Origin of the sequence: Paenibacillus sp. Marseille-Q4541 (genome assembly GCF_018310695.1) — a bacterium.
In the GTDB taxonomy this organism is placed as follows: domain Bacteria; phylum Bacillota; class Bacilli; order Paenibacillales; family Paenibacillaceae; genus Paenibacillus.
Window position 1 is genome coordinate 64947 of the sequence record NZ_JAGXCY010000021.1, and the last position, 24370, is coordinate 89316.

The 24370-nt window shown below is 40.1% G+C and carries 24 protein-coding genes; 20 read left to right on the top strand and 4 right to left on the bottom strand.

The window, feature by feature from the left end; translation table 11 throughout:
• Positions 1-79: 79 nt before the first annotated feature.
• From KFT32_RS18670 to KFT32_RS18680, 3 genes are all read left to right on the top strand, one after another.
• Positions 80-1894 (top strand): ATP-dependent nuclease, encoded by a 1815-nt coding sequence (locus KFT32_RS18670; RefSeq protein WP_211748758.1) that lies wholly within the window; start codon positions 80-82, stop codon positions 1892-1894.
• Between the two features lies 1 nt (position 1895).
• A complete protein-coding gene (locus tag KFT32_RS18675) occupies positions 1896-2633 on the top strand; it encodes a peptide arginase family protein (protein WP_211748759.1) in 738 nt (245 codons plus the stop codon).
• 78 nt (positions 2634-2711) lie between these two features.
• Positions 2712-3809 carry a DUF3800 domain-containing protein gene (locus tag KFT32_RS18680; protein ID WP_211748760.1) on the top strand — a complete coding sequence of 366 codons (1098 nt, stop codon included), beginning with the start codon at positions 2712-2714 and terminating at the stop codon, positions 3807-3809.
• A 636-nt stretch (positions 3810-4445) separates the two neighbouring features.
• On the opposite strand, the gene KFT32_RS18685 is transcribed toward KFT32_RS18680, so the two are convergent.
• Complete coding sequence (locus KFT32_RS18685) at positions 4446-4670, bottom strand: DUF2188 domain-containing protein (protein WP_211748761.1); 225 nt, start codon at positions 4668-4670, stop codon at positions 4446-4448.
• 819 nt (positions 4671-5489) lie between these two features.
• On the opposite strand from KFT32_RS18685, the gene KFT32_RS18690 reads away from it, so the two are divergent.
• From KFT32_RS18690 to KFT32_RS27490, 3 genes are all read left to right on the top strand, one after another.
• On the top strand, positions 5490-6986 hold the full coding sequence (locus KFT32_RS18690; RefSeq protein ID WP_211748762.1) for a GmrSD restriction endonuclease domain-containing protein: 1497 nt from the start codon (positions 5490-5492) through the stop codon (positions 6984-6986).
• 760 nt (positions 6987-7746) lie between these two features.
• Positions 7747-8382, top strand: a complete 636-nt coding sequence (locus KFT32_RS18695) for a 2OG-Fe(II) oxygenase (RefSeq protein ID WP_211748763.1) — start codon at positions 7747-7749, stop codon at positions 8380-8382.
• A 153-nt stretch (positions 8383-8535) separates the two neighbouring features.
• Positions 8536-9354 carry a methyl-accepting chemotaxis protein gene (locus KFT32_RS27490; RefSeq protein WP_211748764.1) on the top strand — a complete coding sequence of 273 codons (819 nt, stop codon included), beginning with the start codon at positions 8536-8538 and terminating at the stop codon, positions 9352-9354.
• Positions 9355-9528: 174 nt separating this feature from the next.
• On the opposite strand, the gene KFT32_RS18705 is transcribed toward KFT32_RS27490, so the two are convergent.
• The gene (locus KFT32_RS18705; protein ID WP_211748765.1) at positions 9529-9693 is read right to left on the bottom strand and encodes a hypothetical protein; all 165 of its coding nucleotides are present in this window, start codon (positions 9691-9693) and stop codon (positions 9529-9531) included.
• Positions 9694-9988: 295 nt separating this feature from the next.
• Between KFT32_RS18705 and KFT32_RS18710 the strand changes: the two genes are divergently transcribed.
• The 12 genes from KFT32_RS18710 (at position 9989) to KFT32_RS18765 (ending at position 21060) form a co-directional block, all read left to right on the top strand.
• A complete protein-coding gene (locus KFT32_RS18710) occupies positions 9989-12775 on the top strand; it encodes a glycoside hydrolase family 3 C-terminal domain-containing protein (protein ID WP_211748766.1) in 2787 nt (928 codons plus the stop codon).
• 235 nt (positions 12776-13010) lie between these two features.
• Entirely contained in the window at positions 13011-13211 is a 201-nt protein-coding gene (locus tag KFT32_RS18715) for a cold-shock protein (protein WP_191804286.1), read from the top strand.
• 86 nt (positions 13212-13297) lie between these two features.
• Entirely contained in the window at positions 13298-13510 is a 213-nt protein-coding gene (locus KFT32_RS18720; RefSeq protein ID WP_211748767.1) for a cold-shock protein, read from the top strand.
• Positions 13511-13880: 370 nt separating this feature from the next.
• Positions 13881-14081 carry a cold-shock protein gene (locus KFT32_RS18725; RefSeq protein WP_191804286.1) on the top strand — a complete coding sequence of 67 codons (201 nt, stop codon included), beginning with the start codon at positions 13881-13883 and terminating at the stop codon, positions 14079-14081.
• Positions 14082-14157: 76 nt separating this feature from the next.
• On the top strand, positions 14158-14370 hold the full coding sequence (locus tag KFT32_RS18730; protein ID WP_211748768.1) for a cold-shock protein: 213 nt from the start codon (positions 14158-14160) through the stop codon (positions 14368-14370).
• Between the two features lie 152 nt (positions 14371-14522).
• Positions 14523-14747: a MerR family transcriptional regulator gene (locus tag KFT32_RS18735; RefSeq protein WP_211748769.1), complete on the top strand. Its 225-nt coding sequence runs from the start codon at positions 14523-14525 to the stop codon at positions 14745-14747.
• Positions 14748-15115: 368 nt separating this feature from the next.
• Positions 15116-15841 (top strand): GNAT family N-acetyltransferase, encoded by a 726-nt coding sequence (locus KFT32_RS18740; RefSeq protein ID WP_249435974.1) that lies wholly within the window; start codon positions 15116-15118, stop codon positions 15839-15841.
• A gap of 205 nt (positions 15842-16046) precedes the next feature.
• Positions 16047-16730 carry a PspA/IM30 family protein gene (locus KFT32_RS18745; RefSeq protein WP_211748782.1) on the top strand — a complete coding sequence of 228 codons (684 nt, stop codon included), beginning with the start codon at positions 16047-16049 and terminating at the stop codon, positions 16728-16730.
• 35 nt (positions 16731-16765) lie between these two features.
• Positions 16766-17797: a TFIIB-type zinc ribbon-containing protein gene (locus KFT32_RS18750; protein ID WP_211748771.1), complete on the top strand. Its 1032-nt coding sequence runs from the start codon at positions 16766-16768 to the stop codon at positions 17795-17797.
• Positions 17794-18603 carry a TPM domain-containing protein gene (locus tag KFT32_RS18755; RefSeq protein ID WP_211748772.1) on the top strand — a complete coding sequence of 270 codons (810 nt, stop codon included), beginning with the start codon at positions 17794-17796 and terminating at the stop codon, positions 18601-18603. The genes KFT32_RS18750 and KFT32_RS18755 overlap by 4 nt, the downstream gene beginning before the upstream one ends.
• Positions 18604-18622: 19 nt before the next feature.
• A complete protein-coding gene (locus KFT32_RS18760; protein WP_211748773.1) occupies positions 18623-19618 on the top strand; it encodes an SPFH domain-containing protein in 996 nt (331 codons plus the stop codon).
• Positions 19619-19836: 218 nt separating this feature from the next.
• Positions 19837-21060 (top strand): amidohydrolase, encoded by a 1224-nt coding sequence (locus KFT32_RS18765; protein WP_211748774.1) that lies wholly within the window; start codon positions 19837-19839, stop codon positions 21058-21060.
• 75 nt (positions 21061-21135) lie between these two features.
• Here the strand turns inward: KFT32_RS18765 and KFT32_RS18770 are convergent, their stop codons facing one another.
• Together KFT32_RS18770 and KFT32_RS18775 are read right to left on the bottom strand one after the other, a co-directional pair.
• Complete coding sequence (locus tag KFT32_RS18770; protein ID WP_211748775.1) at positions 21136-21456, bottom strand: thioredoxin family protein; 321 nt, start codon at positions 21454-21456, stop codon at positions 21136-21138.
• Between the two features lie 61 nt (positions 21457-21517).
• On the bottom strand, positions 21518-22009 hold the full coding sequence (locus KFT32_RS18775; RefSeq protein WP_211748783.1) for a MarR family winged helix-turn-helix transcriptional regulator: 492 nt from the start codon (positions 22007-22009) through the stop codon (positions 21518-21520).
• Positions 22010-22267: 258 nt separating this feature from the next.
• On the opposite strand from KFT32_RS18775, the gene KFT32_RS18780 reads away from it, so the two are divergent.
• Both KFT32_RS18780 and KFT32_RS18785 read left to right on the top strand, forming a co-directional pair.
• Entirely contained in the window at positions 22268-22633 is a 366-nt protein-coding gene (locus KFT32_RS18780; RefSeq protein WP_211748776.1) for a DoxX family protein, read from the top strand.
• Positions 22634-22801: 168 nt separating this feature from the next.
• Positions 22802-24196, top strand: coding sequence for an MFS transporter (locus KFT32_RS18785; protein ID WP_211748777.1), 1395 nt, complete (start codon positions 22802-22804; stop codon positions 24194-24196).
• Positions 24197-24370 lie beyond the last annotated feature (174 nt).

The following is a 24370-nucleotide window of genomic DNA, read 5'->3' on the forward strand; positions in this document are numbered from 1 at the left end:
ACAAATATCCTCCTAATTGTTGGATATAAATGCTAGTCTATAGATAAGGACGATATTTGAGATATTGGGGGAATGTGTTGTGGCCAAAAAGAAAGCCCATGTCGAAGCAAGCGAAGATCTATCGGCTTGGTTTCAACAAAGCCGCCCTAAACTGCGGAAAATGTTAATTCGGAATTTTCGTTGTATTGGATCAAATCCAGTATCGATTGATTTGGACGATATCGTAGTTCTTGTAGGGCCCAATAATGTGGGCAAAAGCTCTGTGCTGAAAGCCTATGAATTAGTTATGAATCATGGTTCAAAGAAATGTTTGCTTACTGAATCTGACTTTCCCAATGGGTGTGTAAACACGACTGATCTCCCCCAAATTGAGCTACATACCATAGTTAACGGTGATTCGACTCCTGCTTTACGATGGGTTGAAAAAACTGAGGAACAAGCTATTGTCAGAGAACGATGGACTTGGCATTCGGCTAATTCCGAACCTAAAAGACAAGGTTACGATGTTCAAAAACAAGCAAGGGATGAGCAGGTTCCTTGGGGGGCACCGGGTGTAGCTAAATCTAAACGACCACAGCCACACATGGTTGAAGCTTTCGCTCATCCTCAAGAATTGGAAAAGCAGGTCCTTGATTTGCTTAACGCCATTATTAAAGATCGTATCAAGAATGTCCAATCATTACCGGATTCTGAAGATGAACTGTCCGACTACGCGAGACTTCTTATACAAATCACTGAGTTGAGAAAAAAGATCCTTGATGATTCCATGAGTGAAATTCAAAATATTGAAAACGATTTGTCTTCTGCTATTTCAGAGATATTTCCGGGATATGTGGTTAAGTTTGATCCGAGAGCTGAAGACGATATTGAAAGCGACCTATCGCTTTTTAAAAGTTCATCCAAGCTGCTTATGGGGCCAGGACATGGGTATCAAGGTGCAATTGACAAACAGGGCAGTGGAGCCAGAAGAACCTTGCTATGGTCGGCATTACGCTTGATTGTACAGAATGGAGCCGGAAAGAAGACGGATACCGGCAGACCGCATGTTCTTTTGTTGGACGAGCCGGAACTATGCCTTCATCCAAATGCGGTAAGAGAAGCATGCAGGGTACTTTACGATTTGCCGAAGCAAGGAAACTGGCAAGTTATGATTACTACACATTCACCGGCGTTTATAGATTTATCCCGCAATAATACAACCATTGTCCGCGTTGAGAGATCGGAACAGGGAGATATCTTTGGAACAACCGTGTTTCGTCCGGAGAAGGCGCAACTGGACGATGATGATCGGGAGAGATTGAAGCTTTTAAACCTGTTTGATCCTCACGTAGCTGAATTCTTCTTCGGAGGCCACACCGTAATAGTTGAGGGCGATACGGAATACACGGCATTTAAATACATTATATCGAAGGCTCCTGAAAGATATAAAAATATACATATCGTGAGAGCAAGAGGTAAGGCGACAATAGTTTCTTTGTGCAAAATCCTTAATCACTTTGGAAATGGATATTCTGTACTTCACGATACGGATCTTCCCTTTCTCGCAAATGGAAATAGAAATCCTGCATGGGCACATAACGCTTCAATACTTGCAGTTGTCAATGAATCTCCCGTACAGAATAATATCATTCATCTATCTTCAATGCCGAACTTTGAAGCAGCCTATTTTGGTCAATTAAAGGTTAACAATGGGAAGCCCTACAATGCGTTGATTCAAATTCAAAGTGATTCTGCTTGCTTTCAAAGAGTTGAAGGAGTATTACAAAGTTTAATAGACCAACATAATCAGCTTACATTTGGTTGTATTTCATGGGCGACAGAAGAGCAATTGTTGAGCCTAGTTCTTCCGTTGCAACAGACTGCCGCTACAAATCAGGAATATGTTGGAGGTTAAAATGAAAATACTTGATATCGACTTGGATTTCTTCATCAGTGACATCGCACATTTTATAGGCGATGGTGGCGAAAGACTTGATGAAGGATACTACAAACCGTGGAAGCCAGAATATGTCCGGAGATTTCTTGAAGACAAGTGTGGGCTTTCTTTGGATAAAAAAGTTAAAGGACGAATGATTAAAAACCACGACGAGGCTTTTTATTTCTGGAAGGAACTGATTTCTACCGGAAAGCTCGTCGTACCGTTTGACGTAGTTCATGTGGACGCTCATGCCGATTTAGGACTAGGAGATGCAAGTTGGGCTTATATTCTAAGTGATTTATTACGTTATCCACCTGAGGAAAGAACTAATCCAAAAACAACAGGACTAGAAGGTTTAGGATTTGGTAATTACCTAGCATTTGCAATAGCTTGTAGGTGGATAAGTCGTTTAGATTTTGTATTACATCCAGAATGGGATAACGATTTGCCTTACAGCTTGCTTAAGGACTTTGATGATGCTTCAGGTGCCATTCAACTTAAGCTATATAATAGAAGAGATATTGATGTGGATCGAATCAGAAAAGCTGTGCCTCTATCTATTGAGCCAGAAGTCCCATTTTGTTTAATTAAAGACATAGACTTTTCAACAAAAGAGTCATTTGATTATATTGTATTGTGTCAGTCTCCGGGTTATACTCCACAATCGCCTGATTTGCTGTTAGATGTAATTGCCGATTATATTGAGCTTATTTAGGCTATTTTCTCAAAAGGTAAAGAAAAGAGGATTATGGTAGATATAGAGATAAGGATAGAGGAAATGGAGATAATTTAATTGAGTAAACTAACAGCTTTTGTAGATGAATCAGGAAATTCAGGCATTAAGATATTCAACGGAACAGATAAGTTCCATTGGGTGGGAGTTATGCTTTCCTCTTATGATGTTGAATTAGCGAAGGATGAGCTTCATACGCTATTGAAAAAGGTAAGTTTCACTGAGCTGCATGCAGGAGAGTTAGGACTTAGTCGTATTAATTTAATAGCTAGGGGTTTAATAAAAATATACAAAAACATAGATGCAAAGTTTGTTTTCTCTAGAGTAGAAAGAGAACATGTTGCAACAATGATGTTTGTTGACCTTTTATTTGATAGTGTCAATAATAAGGCTGCTCCTCGAGAACTCTACAATACTAAATTTAATCGGCTTTTAGTTACATATGCTATGGCAAAGACAATGACTACGGAGCACCGAAAAAGATTTTGGAATGTATTAGGTCTACTAGATAGAGGAGGAGACAAGCAATTTCAGGAATTGATACAGGAAATAAAACAGCACTGTATAGATAACCCCAAGTATATTCCGGATATTGAAATGTTCAGTGCAATATTTGATTATGCTATTGCCCATCCAATAGAAACTCTAGAACATGACATATTAGTAGCAGAGCGAGAACGTATCCGCAGAAATGGATTAAGAGATGATTCCGATGATGTTTTTAAAAACAGTGCAAAATATCGTTCTGCTAATTTGGCTACTTTTAATATAGCAATTGGGACGTTGAATCATTACTTAAGAAGAGAAAATTCAAAAATCTGTAAATTGATTCATGATGAACAAAATGAATTTTACAAGCAATTGAAAAATTCATTTGATAATAATACTAAAGTCATTGACTCTTCGGAGCTCTACTCTGACCCAGTAATACAAACGGCTGATTATTTTACTGGAGATATAGAATTTGTGAGTTCTGCTGATAATATTGGGATCCAGCTTGTAGATTTAGCTATCTGGTTATGTAAACGAGTATATGACATGGAGCAAGTCTTAGAAGGAGAATGTAAAGAACTATATCAGTTTATTGCTGAACGTGGCATAATAGATGGCTTCTCATTAAAGGATCTTGAATATACATTGGCTAAAGCAAGTAGATAATATATTTTCTGTGTGGAAGTCAAAGATAGGCCCAGGGAGATGGGTCTATCTTTATTTCGCTCTATAGATGGTACGGTGACCTTAGAATCATCTTCACTCTAGGTAACAATTCCGAACAGCTTTAACAAGACTCGTCGGCGAATTGTGGTTTTTGAACAGCCACGGTTCGCATTTATTAACCCTTGTCCATACAAAGCCACAGTGGTTATGATGGACAGGAGTTCAGTTCGCTTGCAAGTTGTTCAACAATTATAAGAATTTTGAACTTGTGAGGAGTGGAGTCTAGAGGGGCTGGCTGAGAGCGGATACATAAAAATAAAAGCCGCTTTTCATTAAAGATAGCGGCAAATGAAGTATTTGGTAGAGGTAGTGTATGAGTCACTACATACATAGTAACATCTCCATTCGTCAAGGCAAATATCTTCTACATTATGTAGTTTTCAGTTGAAGGGGGATTTTACTTGCATTTTCGCTTGGTTACTTAGGAATATTGATGTTCTTCCTTTTTAAAGTATTTAAATGCTAAGAAAGCAAAAACCGTAATCATAATACCGATAATTACTCCACCGTACGTTCCTTACCATAAACTCGCTGAACTAATGTCAATTTCGGCTCCTCCTTCACAGTGGGATTAACTTATCCTTTGATGTTGCGTGGATCGTTTCCATAGCTGTTCTTCTCACGAAACTTTCCATCCTTCCCTTGGATGGTATGTTCCAGTCCGTCTCTTTTGGCACGATCTTTTGCAGCATCAATTGCCTGTCTTTGAGTATCAAAAATCCCAGAAGCTCTTTGGTTGCTACCAATTATATTTGCCCACTGATCGCCGCGTTTCGTAGTGAAAATACCTTTTTTAGTCATTTGTATTTCCTCCTTATCGGATCATTGTTAGCACTCTAATACATTGAGTGCTTGTTCCTATTATATCCAAATTAATAAAATGTGTCAATTACATAAACGCAATATATTGTGTCAAATAGTTAGTTCATTTGATTTGATAACAATATATAGATTTTAGATAAAATATTATTGTTTGCGCGAGCTGTGGTTTTCCTGAAATGCAACCTCCCCAAACAACCGGATCATCACATTACGGCAAATTGTGGTTTTACATTGCCACGGTTGACTTTTCTGAACCCTTGTCCATGCAAAACCACAATGGTTAATGCCGGACAGCGGTTCATTATGTACCTACTCATAAGTTCTTTTGTGAATGAAAGTACCGTTAATTGTGTCTTGGTGACACTTTTGACGGTACTTTCGTTTTTAAGGGAGCTGTTATATAAATATTATCAAAAACATCAGCTTACTCTTCCATGTATTTTTTGACCATGTTTTGAGCATATAATATCACTTGCTCATTCAGCAAATGATATCACGTATTCAAGGAGGCATTTTTATTCTACTCTTTATTGGTTATTTATCATTTTTTTATAGTAGTGTATTTCAGTATTGAGAGATAAAGGGATGGCATCCCACTAATTTAGTGGTGTAGATCCCTCCGATCGGGGAAGTACAATCGTTTTAGACTTAGTTAAACAGTCAAAAATTTTATTTTATTAAGATTAAAATCAAAAATAAAATTTTAAGTGACAATTATAAGTGTATATTAATAAATCAGTCTAATTTGACTTATTGAATAAGTCATTGTAATATATTACTAATGAGGAGGATGAGGAAATGATTGGATTAGAGTTGGTAGTCAAACTACGTAACTTAGAATATAAGCAAATTGCAGAGTACTTAGAAATTTCACCACAGACTGTAAGTGATTGGATTAAGGGTAAGAGAAAGGTACCTTCCAGAAGGGTTGCTCAACTTTCAGAATACTTAAATATAAAAGAGGAATTAATCTATAAGGAGCTAGATGAGGAGACAAAGCTTCAAATACATTTTGAAATTATAAATAAAATGTATGATAGCAAAGAAGGTGAAGTTTTTGATAACGATTTTAATGAATTTAGAACGAATGAGGGGGAAAACAAAATGTTGGAACAATTATCATTCACAGATTTTTCTGTAGATCAATATACCACTTCCGACTTATTTGAACAAATCAAGGAACGTAAGAAAGAAGTGAAGACGGACGAGATAGATTTCTCCATTTCAGAGTTATCTAATATGTACCTAAGAGGAGCCTTAGATATCCACCCAGAGTTTCAGAGACTTTTTAGGTGGTCTAATGCTCAGAAATCAAGATTTATTGAATCAATTTTATTGGGGATACCGATACCACCTATTTTTGTGGCAGAAGACGAAAAATCGGCTTGGGATGTTATAGATGGTGTGCAGAGATTATCGACAATCTTAGAGTTCTTGGGGATATTAAGAGATGATAACGGTAAAAATGTCCCACCCAGTGTGTTGGTAGGAACGAAAAAGCTGCCTGCGCTTGAAGGTAAGGTTTGGAATAATGAGTATCATAAATATAATTTTTCTTTTGATGATACAGATTTAGGATTAGATAATAAGCTTCTTTACTCGAGACTTAAAATAATTAGAGTTAGTAATGATAGTGATCCAGATGCAAAATACGATATCTTCGATAGACTTAATACGGGTGGAAGTAAACTAACTCATCAAGAAATTAGAAATTGCTTAGCGATAATGATTAATAGAGAATTTTATACTTATATGAGAGGGTTATCTTACAATGAAAATTATATTAATTGCATGCCTCTAACCGACAGATTAATATCAGAACAAGCTGCGTTAGAATATGTCCTACGGTTTATTGTGTATAGAAATATTGATAGGAATCAATATTCTTATACATCAGATATACATGAATTATTAACAGACAAAATGAAGGACTATTGTAGTAATCCAGGATTGATTAATTTGACGAAGGAAAAGGAAGTATTTGAAAAAACATTTGAATTGCTCAATAAATCTCTTGGTGAAAATGCCTTTAAAAAGTTTTATCCTGAGAACAACCGGTTTAAAGGGGCCATAATGCTATCAAGTTATGAAATTATAGCTATTGGTATTTCAAATAATATCGATAGTATTACACAATTAAGCAATCCTGTTGATTATATAAGGAATAAGGTTAGAGATCTCTATAAAAACTCGGAGTACTTAGAATTGCAAACCCAGAAGATTAGTTCACAGCGTGCTGTAACTAGATTTAGTATTCTGACATCCCTAGGAACAAAATATTTTAAACCTGTTTAACTTCTATATGCAAGTATCTTTGAAGTAGAAAAATCCTTTACCATTGCAGCCGAACCGACGATTTAGCTAATCATACGAGGTGTTGGATATGAACAAGCTAGAAAATGAGAAGATTGGAACGACAAGAATATCTTGATAACTTTTATGAACACAAGCCTTTGTGGAACAAGTTATAAGACACCGATATGGCATTGGAAAAGGTAAACATTTTCCTGAAATTCTACAGATTTCAAATGAGACAGGATTTATACCAGAGCAACAGTTTGAATCGTTATCCCAGGAGATAGAAGTTATTTCAAGGAAATCTTATGCTCATTTCCCAATACGCAGAAAGGACATGAGCCCTGATATGGTTAAAGAAGAGGCGTATTCTTCAATTAAAATTGCCATAGAGTTTTTACAATTGCTCATAAATTCAAGGGGAACGTTTCAACAGGTTCACTAAGCCACTTCTCTAAACAACTTCAACATCACGCTTCTACGAATTGTGGTTTTGCATAGCCATGGTTCGCCTCCATTATGCATTATGCGAATCCACAATCGATAGAGATTGTGGATTTTGTTTTATAGAAACACCATCCTTAATCGGATGGTGTTTTTTTTATTTAAATGAAATAGTCCAAACAATATGTATTGAGATATATTCATCTATTCTAATTTTTTGTAGTATATTTGAAATTAATGGAAATGTTTTTCCGCTTAGCGTTGAGGTTCTCGTTTTTTTCATCGTAAGTGATTATAGAGGAGGTTGATTCATAATATGATAACGGAAGTTTCGATCTTACCCATTCAATCAGTCTATTCTATTGATAATCACATCATTACTGCCACAGTTTTACATGAAGAACCTTTAATAATGAAATTTGAACATGTACTAAGCGATGAAGAATGCCAGGTATTTATTGAATCTGCTGCATCACGTCTTGAAAAATCGAAACTCGCGAATAAAGAGATTAGTCAAATTCGGACGAGCAGTGGTATGTTTTTTAATGAAAATGAAAGCCCTTTAATTACGCTCATTGAAAGCCGTATATCAAGCTTAATGCATATACCTACTGCACATGCGGAAGGACTACAAGTATTACATTATGAACCTGGACAAGAATTTAAAGAACATTATGATTTTTTTGGGCCGAGTAGCCCTTCTAGTCATAACAATCGAATTAGTACATTAATTATATATTTAAATGATGTGGAAGAGGGAGGAGAAACCACATTTCCGACCTTAGGGATTACCGTTAAACCAGTTAAAGGTTCTGCGGTTTACTTCGAATATTTTTATAACAATCAAACATTAAATGAACTAACGCTGCATAGTGGCAAACCTGTGATCCGTGGTGAGAAATGGGTAGCTACTCAGTGGATGCGTAAACAACGAATTCGAGAAGGGTACTGAAGATTAGGGAGACCACCATTGCAGGTGGTCTTTTTGTTATATTGTTTTCCATACTGATTCACAAGAATCACCGAGGATGGTAAAATAAAACTTTTAATAGAACTGCTGAACTAAAGTTTTATTACATAGATACGTATTAAGGAGAATCCTAAAATGAACACCATTGAATCCTTGGACACTCTGATTGCCATAATTCCAATCTTAAAGGGAGCAGTTCCTGCACAATTATCGATTGCTATTTGTGATACAGAGAAATTTATTGCATATTGGCCTGGAGAGGATATTAATTTGGAGATCCGTGTCGGTCAATCGTTGCATCACGAGGAACCGTTAACGCAGGCGATTCGGAACAATGTAGCGTTAAAGGCGGAGGTACCTGCCTCATTTTATGGATTTGAATTTATAGGAACAGCGACACCGCTTCACGACTCTAAGGGCAATGTGATCGGTGGTATAGCTATTCAGCTTCGTAAACAAAGTGAATTAATAGCCATTGCGGATCAAATTTCGGGTTCACTATCTGAAGCTAACGAGCGGCTTTCGCAAGTTGCGGAAGATTCATCCATACTGGCAGAGTCTGCTCAGCATCTTCTTACGCTCGCCCACCAGACGGCAGGACAGGTGAATGAAACGGATAAAGTTCTATCGATTGTTAAAAGAGTAGCGGACCAAACCAATCTATTAGGCATTAATGCAGCAATTGAAGCGGCCCATGCAGGAGATTTAGGAAGAGGATTTGGTGTTGTAGCTGACGAGATACGGAAACTTTCCAAGGAGACGGTTACCTCCACGAATGTGATTCAAAATACACTGAAAACATTCGAAGAGGCGATTAGTGGAATGCGCGTATCCATTGAACAAATGACGGCTACTGTAGAGCGGCAGGCGACAAAGTCCCGTCAGGTTTCAGATTTTATCGAAGAAGTTAATCGGATGTCTGACCAATTGAATGAATTCGCAAAAAGATTATAACTCTGCTCTAGGGAGTGTCTAACGTTATCGTATGACAGGGCGCCTCTATTTGGCGGAAAAATAATGAATTGTAACCTACGACTCTATGAGGCGACTTAATTATCCTATAAGGCTCAGTAAAAAGGACCCAGCGACTGCTTGGTCCTTTTATTTGTATACGTCATGGGCTTAGGACTAATGGTAACTTTCCTTATATTTACCGTTGTCGTCATGTTGCGATTGTTTCCGGCGATCATTACGGGCTTGCTGTTGCTGTTGAGCATCCAAACTGTTCACGGGTTCCGCCTCTAGATCTTTTACCGTATTGATTAGGTTTTTGTCCTCTTGGTTTGTACTCAATTGAAGGTCCTCCTTGATTACTTGAATTGGTTATAAAGAATATTATGTGCCGGTTGCCGAGTGGCTATTCGTGTTGTATCTCAGTCGAAATGTACATTACGTACCTTCATTTGAATGGCTGACTTATTCGAATAAACACATCCAATCTTTCAAATTTTTACTGGGATCTGTTATTATGGAAGAAGGTATAGGCAAGCGCATTCATAACGATCTGTAACCGCCTACACTTGTGATTATTTGCACTTATATTTAATGTAACTAGGACTTTATTTCACTGCAAATAGGAGGAAATCATTTGAGCTCACAACAAATCGGTGTTCCATTAGAAGGTTTTGCTGAATTTAGCAGAAAAGTCGCAGCAGAAGGTGCAGTACTCTTAAAAAATGATAGACAGGTACTTCCTATACAGCCTTCCGAAAACGTTTCAGTTTTTGGTCGTACTCAGGTTAATTACTATCGCAGCGGTACGGGATCGGGCGGTAGCGTGAATGTGGTGTACACTACAAATCTGTTGGATGGACTGCGTGCGAAGAAAGAAATCCATGTTAATGAAGAACTTGCAAGTATATATGAACAATGGATTGAGCAGAATCCGTTCGATAACGGCGGAGGCGGCTGGGCGGCAGAGCCATGGCATCAGAAAGAAATGCCGCTGACGGACGAACTGGTTTCCCGTGCAAGAGCGAAATCACCGAAGGCAATTATCGTCATCGGACGTACTGCCGGGGAAGACCAGGATAACGCGAATGAACAGGGAAGCTATCAACTTACTGAAGATGAAAAAGCGATGCTTCAAATGGTAACAAAGTATTTTGAACAGACGGTTGTTGTGCTAAATGTCTCCAATATTATCGATATGAGCTGGCTGGGTGATGAGAGTCACGTAAATCCGATCCCTTGCGTTCTCTACGCTTGGCAGGGTGGCATGGAAGGCGGTAATGCCATTGCGGACGTCCTGGTCGGTGATGTAACCCCGAGTGGTAAACTAACGGATACGATTGCTTACTCCATTGAGGACTACCCATCAACCCGCAATTACGGAAATGAGTTTAAAAATTTTTACGAAGAGGATATTTATGTAGGTTATCGTTATTTTGAGACTTTTAGCCCGGATAAGGTACAGTTCGAATTCGGTTATGGGCTTTCATACACCACCTTTGCAATTGAGCCGGAGGAAGCAAAGCAGGTAACCAAAGACGGAGCAGAATATATCGAAATAGGTGCTACCGTAACCAATACCGGGAATACTTATGCAGGAAAAGAGACGGTTCAAGTTTACTACGAAGCGCCCCAAGGGAAACTGGGGCAACCTGCAAGAACACTTGCCGCTTTTGCGAAGACAAGTATTCTGAATCCGGGTGAATCGGAGCGACTGACGTTGAGTTTCTCTGTGCATTCTATGGCTTCTTATGATGACAGCGGGGTTACAGGTCATCCTTCGGCATATGTGTTGGAACAGGGAAACTACCTGTTCTATGTGGGGAACAGTGTTAAAAAATTGCAGGCAGTTACTGTAGATGGACTGCAAGGCTACCATGTTCAAGACCTCGTCGTTGTTGAGCAACTGCAAGAGGCAATGGCGCCGACAGAGAGTTTTACTAGATTTATGCCTGGCGTTCGTAAAGAAAGTGGTATTTATGAACTAACGTCTGCAGTGGTACCAACACGACAGGTCTCACTGGTTGAACGGATTGAGAAGAATCTTCCGAAGACCTTGGAGCAGACAGGAGATCAGGGTTACAAGCTGAGAGATGTGTGTGAACAGAAAGTCAGCATGGAAACTTTTATCGCTCAGCTCAGTGATCATGATTTGGCGGCTATTGTCAGAGGAGAGGGGATGAGCAGTCCGCTTGTAACGCCGGGTACGGCATCCGCTTTTGGCGGGGTTAGTGACAGTCTTCTTGGCCTAGGCATTCCGATAGGCTGTACAGCGGACGGTCCTTCCGGCATCCGCATGGATAGCGGACAGCAGGCTACGCAGGTCGCGATTGGGACACTGCTTGCGGCTACGTGGAATGTAGATTTAGTGGAAGAACTCTATGTTCTGGAAGGTAAGGAACTAGTGCGAAATAACATCGACACATTACTCGGACCAGGACTGAACATCCGCCGGAGTCCGCTGAATGGGCGTAACTTTGAATATTTCTCGGAAGATCCGCTGATATCCGGTCTATTTGCCGCAGCTTGTACCCGTGGAATCCGCAAAGGCGGTTCCAATGCAACGCTGAAGCACTTTGCCTGTAACAACCAGGAGAAATATCGCAGCAAAGTAGATGCAGTCGTGTCAGAACGGGCACTACGCGAGATCTATTTGAAAGGATTTGAAATCGCAGTCAAGCAGGGCGGAGCTAACTCCATAATGACATCGTATAATCCGATTAATGGACACTGGGCAGCTTCAAACTATGATTTGAATACAACGATTCTTCGGGAAGAGTGGGGATTCCAAGGTATTGTCATGACCGACTGGTGGGCCGTGATGAATGATGTTGTTAGCGGTGGCCCGGCAGATCGCAAGTATACGAATTTCATGGTTCGAGCGCAAAACGATCTATATATGGTGGTCAGCAATTATGGTGCCGAAACGAATGTATGGGGCGATAATACGTTAGAATCCCTAGAGAATGGAACCCTGACTCGCGGGGAACTTCAGCGTAGCGCAATTAATATATGTAAGTTTCTGATGCAGGCACCGGTGTTTGGCAGAGATGAATTCGTTGTAGAGCACGTCGAATTGATTAAGGCTATTAGCGCATTGGAAGCCGAACAGGCACAAACGGTAGCGCAGGAAGCACGGGTCAAAGTTATTCCTAACGGTTTGGTAACGATGAAAGTGAATGATTCAGGAGTATACCGCATCTTTGCAGGCGTCATGTCCCCTGATGGCGAGCTGGCACAAAGTGCATGTAACCTGATGCTAAACGACCAATTAGTGACCACCATTCAGACCAACGGTACGGATGGACAGTGGATTAAGCTGAAACAGATCAAAGTCGAGCTAGAGGCTGGCTTGTATGAGATGAAGTTTGAACATATCAAGCCGGGCATGCATATCGATTGGATTGAATTCAAGCAAGTGTAAAAGCTAGACAATAAAAACCGACCTTTAAAAGGTCGGTTTTTATTACCAGTCTGTAATTGTGTAATAAAAGTAGCTAATTAGTGTGAGGTGTGCTATACTAAGTTTATTGAAGTATTGACCTGACGAATTCACATAGCGTAGAGGGTTGTTCTTAAATTAATAACCTTGTCCCCTATGTGTATTTTTATTTTAAGGTAAGAATTTCATGTAAATTTAAAATTAGGTGGTAATCATAATGGAAACAGGAACAGTGAAATGGTTTAATGCAGAAAAAGGATTTGGCTTCATCGAAGTTGAAGGCGGAAGCGATGTATTCGTACATTTCAGCGCAATCACTGGAGACGGATTTAAATCTTTGGACGAAGGTCAACGTGTTGAATTCAACATCGTACAAGGCCAACGCGGCGCACAAGCCGAAAACGTAGTAAAACTCTAATACTTTTAGAGCGTAATGCCTCAAACATTGTTTGAGGCATTTTTTTTATTTGCAGTAACATATTCGAAACAGAAAGAGGGATACACATGTACAATTCTCGAAGAAAACCTGCAGAAGATGTACCAATGGAGTTAACGGCAATATGGTCTTGTTCAAACGACAAATGTAAGGGGTGGATGAGAGATAACTTTGTCTTTAACGTGATTCCCGTATGCCCTCAGTGTCAGTCTAATGTGATGAGAGATGAGCGAATGCTGGCAGCTGTAACGAATACAAGTCCTAGTCAGATTAAAATATAATGGGTATGAGGCTAGTCTAGCCTCGTCTTCATCATGCAAACAGACCTTTTTAAGGTCTGTTTTTATTTATTTGGAACTGAGATTAAGGAAAGTAACTTGTCCTTGCTCGTGTAAAGCAGCTGGTGGTATGTATGGAGAAGATCATCGAATATGAATGACGTAAATGACCTGTCATTTTACTTCTATGTATAAATATATAATAAAAGTAGCTAAATAATCTGATGTGTGTTATAATAAGTTTATTGAAGTAGTGACCTAACGAATCCACATAGCGTAGAGGGTTGTTCTTGAATAATAACCTTGTCCCCTATGTGTATTTTTATTATAAGGTAGAAATTTCATGTAAATTTAAAATTAGGTGGTAATCATAATGGAAACAGGAACAGTGAAATGGTTTAATGCAGAAAAAGGATTTGGCTTCATCGAAGTTGAAGGCGGAAGCGATGTATTCGTACATTTCAGCGCAATCACTGGAGACGGATTTAAATCTTTGGACGAAGGTCAACGTGTTGAATTCAACATCGTACAAGGCCAACGCGGCGCACAAGCCGAAAATGTAGTAAAACTCTAATACTTTTAGAGCCTAATGCCTCAAACATTGTTTGGGGCATTTTTTATTTATATTCGAAACAGAAAGAGGGATGCACATGTACAATTCTCGAAGAAAACCGGCAGAAGAAGTACCGATGGAGTTGACGGCAATATGGTCTTGTTCAAGCGATAACTGTAAGGGATGGATGAGAGATAACTTTGTCTTCTCCGTGGTTCCTGTATGCCCTCAGTGTAAGTCGGATATGGTGAAAGATGAGCGAATGCTGGCAGCTGTGACGAATACAAGTCCTAATCAGAATAAAAAATAAGGGTGCATCGAAAGGTTCCCCTTTTGTAGTTTTATAGTAAAAGCACCGATTCATTGCTTCGGTGCTCTTTTTATATGTGGAATCAGATGATGAAAATAAATGTATTCAGCCAAGAAAAGTAACTGGCTACGAATATGGGAGGTTGCCTATCTATGCAGGTGTTCCAGGACTGGAATCTAAAAGTAAAGAAAACATTTAATGCGACTAACAATGAAGAGGTATTAACGGTATCAGAAGCAGGTAATCTGCTCGGTTTGTCCAAAGACCAAATGAAATTATATGTAGATAAAAACAAACTAACCAAGGTCCCGATCAATCGAAGTGTTCATAGATACCTCTTATTGAAGAAAGAAATAGATAAATTAGTGAAAAAATGATAAACACCGATAAGGTGTTTTTTTTATTTGTAAGGAGCAACTCATGGGGCATGACATCTAGTAAGGTAGAGTTCGCTTATATTCAATAAGTAGACTTATGTTTACATACGATAATAGTAATATAAGGGAAAATGGTGCGATTAGAGGGATGAAGGATGCAATTAAAAGAGTGGTCTATTGATACGAATACTTATCACTTATCAAATGAATATTCAATTCGAAGGGCTGAGCCTGAAGATTGGGGAATTTATTGTTCGGTTTATTATCATATGCAATATAACGGTTTTTTTAGAGAGGAAAGCTACGCTACTCCTCGTAGAAACTCTTTTTGGATCTATAAAGGGAAGACGAAAATAGGTGGAGTAAGGATGGAACCTAATGTGATATACCATTTATTTTTTGTCCCTCCTTTCAATGATACATTCGAAGTATTGAAACAACTCAAATCGATTTTAATACGGTGGTCTGACAGGGCTAAACCGATAAAAACATTCGAAGTTCTTCCAGATCAAGTGAATCTATTTGCGAGGGCAGGTTTTTGGCCAGATGAGTTCAGATGTCGTTGGATGCAGCGGCCTACAGATCATTTCGAGGTAACTTGGGATCCTAATCTGCTCGTTGAGAGTCCTCAAATCGAAGAAAATGGCATGGGCGGTAAGCGGTTTGTTAAGGAAGATGAAATTGCTCATTGTGACTTCCATAGCTTTGGAGAAGGCTTGGAAGCAGTACGGAGGAAGAAATTCACTTTGGAAGATTTTATTCCTATAGAAGATCCTAATTTAACAAATGAAATCTTAGTACAGGCGTCCACACTTATTTTCGATAAAAATACGGGTCAGCTTATTGCGAATTGCCGTCTTTGTTTACAAGACAATCAAGCAGCTATTTATAGTATTGGTGTTTTACCGGCATATAAGGGAAGAGGGCTAGCTACACAGATGTTGAAAAGGGCTCTTTCTACACTAAAAGATAAATATTCAGTCCTTAGATTGTATGTTATGGAAGGGAATGATGCAGAGTCTGTTTACCTTAATCTTGGGTTTATTCCAGGGGTACAGGAGATACAACACATGTATATTCCTGCTGATCTATAGATGAGAATAGAAAATAATCCAGACACCTGAATGGGTGTCTTTTTGGTTGCATCTGTTAGATAAAGTTCACGTAACAAGGCGGAATGAATCAAAATATAGTTGCTTCATACTCTAGAGACAAGAGTGTGAGTTTTTAGAGTTGAAACCACGCGTTCGTTTTTCCTGTATTATAGAGTAATGATTCTTTCCAAGGGAGGAGATTACCATCGGCATTTTATCAAGATTTATGGATATTATGAAAGTGAATGTGAATGACTTATTCACGAAATCAGAAAATCCGGAAAAGATACTGAATGAATATATGAAGCGTTTGAATAATGACTTAGGCAAAGTGAAATCAGAGACGGCTTCGGTATTGGCAGAGGAGCGAAGAGCGAAGAGAGCGATTGATGAAATCAAATCCGAGGTAAGTAAACTGCAGCGTTATGCTGAAAAAGCAGTGGAAGCCGGAAATGAGGAAGAAGCTTTAAAATTCCTGGACAAAAAAGAATCTCAAGCAGAGAAACTTGATGAACTAGAGGCTGCATATGAACTTGCTTCATCTAACAAGAAAAACATGAAGTCGATGCAAGATAAGCTCGTGAGTGATATCCGAACGTTGGAATTGCGCCATGCAGAACTAAAAGGAAAGATCGCTGCAACTACAGTGCAGCAGAACATAAATGCTATGGGCTCTCCGTTAGGTTCTAACCATTCCATCTTCGATGAAGTTGAAGAAAAGGTGAATAAAGCATATGACGAGGCGATGGCGATTGCTGAACTTAGAGAACAGCCGAAGGATGATCTGGATGAACTTTTTGCCGAATTAGAAAGCGAGAACCGTCCCAGCTCAAGGAAGAGTGCAGAAGACGAGTTGGCTGCAATCAAAGAAAAACGCAAGAAGAAGTGATCGTTTTATAGTTCTTGGGCTAGTGAGGTGAACAAATGCCAGTTATAGAATATAAATGTCCGAACTGCGGAAGCAGTATGGTCTTTGATAGTGAGTCAGGGATGCTGCTTTGTCCGAGTTGTGGGCGTAAAGACAATATTGAGCAGATCCCTGACCCGTTAACAAGAAATGTGTTTACAGAAAATGAAGTAAGCGAATATCACTGCACAAGCTGCGGTGCGGTAATTATGACAGAGGCGGAAACTACGGCCACCGTATGCAGTTTCTGTGGTTCTTCTGTTGTACTTGGTGACAGGCTAACTGGGGAGCTTGCTCCAGCAAAGGTAATCCCTTTTTCGATCAGTAAAGATGAGGCCATGCAAGCCTTTCGGAAATGGTGCCGGAATGGGCTGCTTACGCCAAGCGGATTTATGACAGCAGATCGAATCAAAGGGATTACTGGAATTTATGTACCGTTCTGGTTCTATGGATTACATAATCAAATTGAGGTTCATGGCCTGGGTACGAAAGTGAGGACTTATACGAGAGGGGATTATCATTATACGGAGACTCAGCACTTTGAGGTCTACCGTAAAATTCGGCTCAACTATAAAAATGTACCTATTGATGCTGCTGAGAAAATGAACGACGAACTCATGGATAAGCTTGAACCTTTTCCAAACACGCAGCTTAAAAGTTTTAAATCCCCTTATCTTGCTGGGTATGTGGCGGAGAAATATAGCTATGATGATAAAGAGTTACTGCCACGTGCAAAAGAGAAGATTAAAAAATATATCGATTCGTATATTCAGTCTGCTACGTCCGGATATGCCACCATGAGTTTTACGGATAAGCAGATCGACACCACCTTAGAGCGTGCTGATTATGTATTGCTTCCTGTATGGATGGTGCAGTATGACTATAATAAGGTCGAACATACTTTTGCGATGAATGGGCAGACAGGTAAAGTCGTCGGAAAGCCACCAATTAGTAAGGGGAAAGTAACCGCTTGGTTTGCAGGTATTTCAGGGGTTTCACTTTTATCACTGAAGCTGATCTCTTGGATGATGGGAGGGGGATTCTGGTGAAAAAGAATAGCTTGCTGTTAGCTGCCCTTCTCTTACTTGCTCTTATCGGTACCTTTATACCGCTGGATATTGTCGGAGCAACGGATACAAATACATCAACAACGGATAAGCAGCTCATCTATGATGAAGCAGGTTTGCTTACTCCTGAGCAAGTGAATAGGTTAAATGCGATGGCGAATCAATATGGAGCCGAGAGAGAAACCGATATCATCGTTTATACGTCTTTAAACACAGAAAATAAAGATGAAATGGTCATGACAGAAGATTTCTATGATGAGCATGCGCCCGGATATGATAAGCCTCATGGCAATGCCGTTATTTTGACACTGGATATGTACAACAGGGACATATATTTGGCGGGATTCTATAAAGCTGAAGAATATCTGGATGATAGCAGGTTGGATCAAATCCAGACGAAGATTACTTCAGATCTAGTCAATGGGGACTATGAGCTCGCCTTTGAGAAATATATTCAGACTGTCCATGAGTATATGGGATACCGTCCAGGCGTAAATCCAGAAAATATTTTATTTAAATTTTGGTTTCAACTGGTGGTTTCGCTCGGGCTTGGCGGTGTAATCGTTGGGGTCATGGCTTACCGGTCAGGCGGGCGAGTCACAGTGAATCGGCAAACCTATGAAGATGCAAGCACATCAGGTATTCTAGATCGTCAAGACAGATACCTGCGAACAACGGTAACGAAGCGAAAAATTGAACGGAATAACAACAATAATGGACCAGGCGGCGGTGGCGGAGGGATTAGCAAAGGCGGTCATTCGCACAGTGGAAGCAGAGGGTCATTTTAATAGGAAGGAATGAGCTAGGATGTCATTTTTCAGAAATCAATTTTCGAATGTAGTCGAATGGGAAGAGTTTAGAGATGATATGATTTTTTGGAAGTGGAGCAATAGAGAGATTAAAAAGGGAAGTAAGCTGATCATTCGATCCGGCCAAGATGCAATTTTTATTAACAATGGCAAGATCGAGGGGATTTTTGAGGATGAGGGCGAGTACAGCATTGAATCAGATATTATCCCATTTTTGTCTACGTTAAAAGGATTTAAGTTTGGCTTCAACAGCGGAATGAGAGTGGAAGTTTTATTCGTGAATACAAAAGAGTTCACCGTCAGATGGGGGACGCAAAACCCCATACTTATTCCGACTCCGCAGCTTCCGGGCGGGATGCCGATTCGCGCTAACGGTACGTTCAATTTTAAAGTAAATGATTATGTGACGTTGATCGATAAAATTGTAGGAGTGAAAAACAGCTATCTGGTAGAGGATGTGAAGATTCGGATTACTTCTGTACTTGACCAGCTACTTATGAAATGGATTAGCCGAGAAGGTAAGGATATGTTCAATCTACAGGCGAATGCATCCGAGATTGCGAAGGGGATCCAGGAAGATCTGGATATGCAAGTGATGGATAATGGGATGACCATTACCGGATTTCAAGTCATGAGCTTCAATTATCCAAAAGAAATTCAGGATATGATTACGAAGACAGCTTCTCATGAAATGATCGGCAATCTACAGAAGTATCAACAGGTTAGTATGACGGATGGCATTGCATCTGGCAACGTCAAAGGCGGCGGTGCAGCCTCCGATATGATCGGTATACAGATGGGGATGAACTTAGCTAATCAAATGATGAAAAACATAGATTCGAATGAGAAGCCATCTGCTGAAGAGTCTAAACCCCAATCCGTATCATCTTCTTCTGTAGAAGAAGGAAGACAGAAGCCTAACTTCTGTCCAAACTGCGGAACAAAAAACGAAGGGGCTAACTTCTGCCCGAACTGCGGACAGAAATTGAGCTAATAAAGAAGTAGGTATAGGATAAATGATAGCAAAAATAGGCACCTCTTTGGTGTCTTTTTTTATTAATAAGGCTAACCTAAGTAGAGTTACCCAATATCCATGCAGAAATGAAATGAGCTGTCACTGATATATGAAAAAAGTATGGGAATGGAACTTTATTCATATTTTTTGTTTATTAGCCGGCGTGATACCATATTTAAGGAAAAGAGGGGGATGGTATGCTGAATACTTCTTATTGGTTAACTAATGTCAAATTAGAGCAGAAATATGCCGTGGAAGATGGACAAGTGGTAGGTACGGAGACGGTGATCTGTCACATTCGAATTGAGGGCGGTATGATTGCCGAAATGAAGGCGGCTAATGCCGAGCTAGTAAGTGAGTTCCCAAAATACGACTGTAAACAGTTATTAATGCTTCCTTCATTTGAGGAGGCGCATATTCATCTGGATAAGACGTATTATGATGGTCCTTGGAAAGCGGTAAGACCGATATCGAGTATCTTCGAACGGATAGAAGAAGAAAAGCATTTATTACCGAAGCTGCTGCCGATGGCAAGACAACAAGCTGAAAGTATTTTGACTCTTATTCAGGGGTTCGGTTCTACCTATGTTCGTAGTCATTGCAATATTGAACCCGTCAGCGGTTTGCACCGCCTTGAGGCAACAAAGCAAGCGTTGGATACATTTTCAGGTAAGATTTCCTCTGAGATCGTAGCTTTTCCGCAGCATGGACTGCTTCGGTCTGATTCTGTTCAGCTAGTAAAGCAATCTTTAGCAGAGGGAGCGACCTACGTAGGTGGGGTGGATCCACACTCGGTGGATGGCGACATCGAGAAATCATTGCAGGTGATGGTAGAACTAGCGGTATCCGGCAATGCGGGGATTGATCTTCACCTACATGATCGAAATGAAGCGGGTAAGCGAACCTTGATACGTTTAGCTGATTTGACCGAAGAAGCAGGATTACAGGGAAAGGTGACCGTCAGTCATGCTTTCTGGTTTGCAAATGCAGTGATGCAAGAGGCAGAAGAAGTAGCTAGACGGATGGCCTCACTTGGTATGTCCATTGCATCAACGGTACCGATCGGAAAATCAACGATGCCTCTCCCGATGTTACATAACCAAGGAGTAACCGTAAAATTGGCGACAGATAGTCTTACAGATCATTGGTCTCCTTTTGGGAATGGTGATCAACTTGAGAAGGTAGGTCGATTCGCAGAATTGTATGGCCGTAGTGATGAATTGTCATTATCTCAATCCCTTCGGTTCATTACAGGCGGGATAACGCCGCTGAGCCCTAAAGGTGAACAGGTATGGCCCAAAGTAGGGGATAAAGCAAGTTTTGTGCTGCTTCATGCCAGTTGCTCAGCAGAAGCCGTTGCGCGAAGATCAGAGCGCAGAGCGGTATGGTACGAGGGACGCCTCGTGTGCGGAGCGCTGTAAAATGCGGTTCACTTACACATTGAAATCCACAACTGTATTAGGTTGTGGATTTTTTTATTTTCCTTGAAGTGTACATCATATATTCTCCTCATATTGTGAGAGCACATGATCCAGTTCGTCACAACGAACAAACCGGGCAGCCCGGTAGACCTCTTTTCCCCCATAGAAAAGCAGCACCGTCGGCGCAGAAAAGGCAAGGTATCGGGATGCAACTTCTGGTACGTCCTCTGTGTATACATAAATACCCTTAACAGAAATTTTGGATTCTAACATAGTGGATACCTTAGCTGAGACGGACTCACATACACCGCAATTGCGCATTTTTATTATAGATAGCACTAGCTGATTTTTTTCAATCACTTGCTCCATCTCATTAAGACTCATCATTCTTTCCATTATGTTTCTCACCTCCATACGTTGTATCTGCATTTAAATAAAACAGTTTACATCCCAGTAGCTATTTTTTTTCTCCTGCTTTATCCCTTATCTCATCACTTACCTCAGGAAGCTCTTTGTCCTGAATTAGCTTTAATAAAAGGTCAAGCAATAGCTTGCGCTGCTCTTCTGAAAGATTATCCAGCATGTTGTCTGCAACTTGGGCCTGAAAAGCAAGGACTTTCTCAATATTGGACTGCGCAAGTTCCGTAAGTTGGATCAGTGTAGCTCGGCGGTCTGTTGGATCAGGAATACGAATAAGGAGCTTATCCTGTTCTAGCGCATCGACAAAATCTGTAACAGTACGCGCTTTGATCCCTAACTTAACAGCTAATTCATTCATGCGAATTTTTCCGTTTTCGGCAACTACGGAGAGCAGACGCAATCTGGGGCCTGAGAGTTGATAAGGTGTGTTAAGCGTTAATAACTGAGATTGGAACTCCCTCTGAATGTAGTGGGTTGATCTCACTAATACGTGGATGACATCTATTGCCTCTGGATGATCTGAGTTCATCAATCGAAAAACCTCCTTGACATATTCGTCAATTCTTTATATTCTCAATTCTGTGCACACTCTTAATGAGTATCCTCACTATATTATACAATGATAATAGGTATTCGGCTAGATCTCCCTTTTGTAAGATCAGTTTAGCAGGTTCCTATTTGTAGTATATCCTCTAATGAAGCGAGGTAGATGTTTATAAAAAATGAACACTTATTTATTTTATAGCAAGTAAAATATCAATTCAAAAAATATTATGGATGATCTTACATGATAATTGTTTCAATTGTACTTCAATCTTTATTAATTCTAGCCTTTTTCTTCTCAGGTATAAGTAAAATAACAGGTGCCAAAATGCAGGTAGAGACGTTTAGTCATCTAGGCTTACCCCAATGGTTCAGGTTTGCAACAGGTTTCATCGCATTGGCAGGCGTGATCGGTCTAATCATCGGTTTCTGGAATGAGGCAATACTCACGATTGCTGCATTATGGCTTGCTTGTATTATGTTAGGTGCGGTATTGTTCCATATACGTTCCAAAGATCCTATTAACAAGATGATCCCGGCTGCAGTGCTCATGATTTTAGCTCTAGTTCTTGCCAGTCTTCATCTATCTTCACTAACAGATCTTTTATAAAGAACCTTTCTAGTAGCTTTAAGTAGGTTGCTGTAGATTAGATTGTTACTTGTTACGCAAAAAATACGAAAAGACCTTTGTACTGCCAATTACAGAGGTTCCTCATTATATGGATGCTCACTTTTAGTTGCGTGTAATAATTTTTGGCATAGAAAAGAGGGTTCGATAATGACGGATGCATCATCACAAAATGCAGATAAGTTGCTAAAAATTTTGGTGGTTACATTAGTATTCTCGGTGATGAATGGTACCATGTTCAACGTAGCACTGCCTGAGATAGGAAAAGAGTTCAATCTTGTTCCTTCGCAGGTGAGTTGGATTATGACGAGTTACATGGTCGTATATGCGGTGGGATCAATCGTAATGGGGAAACTAGCCGATAAATATCGGTTGAAAGATCTATTAACATACGGACTCATCATTTTTGCTCTTGGTTCATTGATCGGTTTAGTTGCTAATGAGTTTTGGCTTATCATTCTAGGGCGTGTCATTCAAGCTGCTGGGGCCTCCGTTCTTCCAGCAACAGCAATGATCATTCCGATCCGATATTTTGCTCCTGAGAAAAGGGGAAGGGCGCTGGGAACTTCCGCAATTGGACTAGCACTAGGTAATGCGTTAGGTCCTGTCGCTGCGGGTTTGATTACAAGCTTCGGAAGTTGGAGACTCATGTTCATTCTGTCTTTGCTCCCATTGCTGACGCTTCCTTTCTTCCGAAAGTATTTGGATAATGCAAAAGGGAAGGCAGGAAGTATTGATGTCCTTGGCGGAGGTTTGTTAGCTGTAACGGTTGCACTCTTCTTGCTTGCTATTACACAGATGCAGGTGTGGTTGTTCCTCGGAGGAGTAGTGATGCTGACTTTATTCATCATTCGAATTCGGAAGGCAGCAGAACCCTTCATCAAACCTGGCCTGTTTCGTAACAAGACCTATTCAATTGGGTTGTTACTCGCTTTTTCGACAACTGCAATGAGTTTCAGCATGACATTTATGACACCGCAATTTCTTACTGCAGTGAATAGCCTAAGTTCTGCGAGTATTGGTTTCGTATTAGTTCCAGCCGCTATTGCTTCAGCTATCATGGGAAGAAAGGGTGGCAGGCTTGCTGATGATCGCGGCAATTTTACACTTGTTTTTGTCGCCTCGGTATTGTTATTCCTAGCGTTTTCCCTGTTATCTACTTTTATTGGGGTGTCAGCATACATCATTGCGATCATTCTAATACTAGGAAATGTAGGTCAAACTTTCATGCAGATTGCAATGTCCAATACGATTTCACGAACACTGTCTAAGGAAGAGACGGGGGTCGGCATGGGACTGCTCTCGATGATTAATTTTATCTCAGGCGCGATGGCGATGAGTGTGGTCGGGAAATTGCTAGACAAGGGAGCGACTTCCTTGCAGTTTAATCCCTTTATTAAGAGCGATGATGCTCTTGTGTACAGCAATATTTTTGTCGTGATGTCTCTTGTGGTCATTGCTGTAGTTATCCTTTACCGCTATCAGTTTGGCACAAGATCTCACCAGCCAAAGATGAGTAAAAAAGAAGTTATAATGGAGGATTAATGTGGTGGCGCTCTTTACGAAACGCTCTTATACTCCGAAGGAATAGTGATTATTTAAAAAGGAATATTTAATCAACAATTACAGTATTAGAGAAGACACCTTAACTAGGTGTCTTTTTTATGTTTCGCGAACTTTCTGTGTTTATGTTATAGAATGTAGTCCAAACCTCAAACC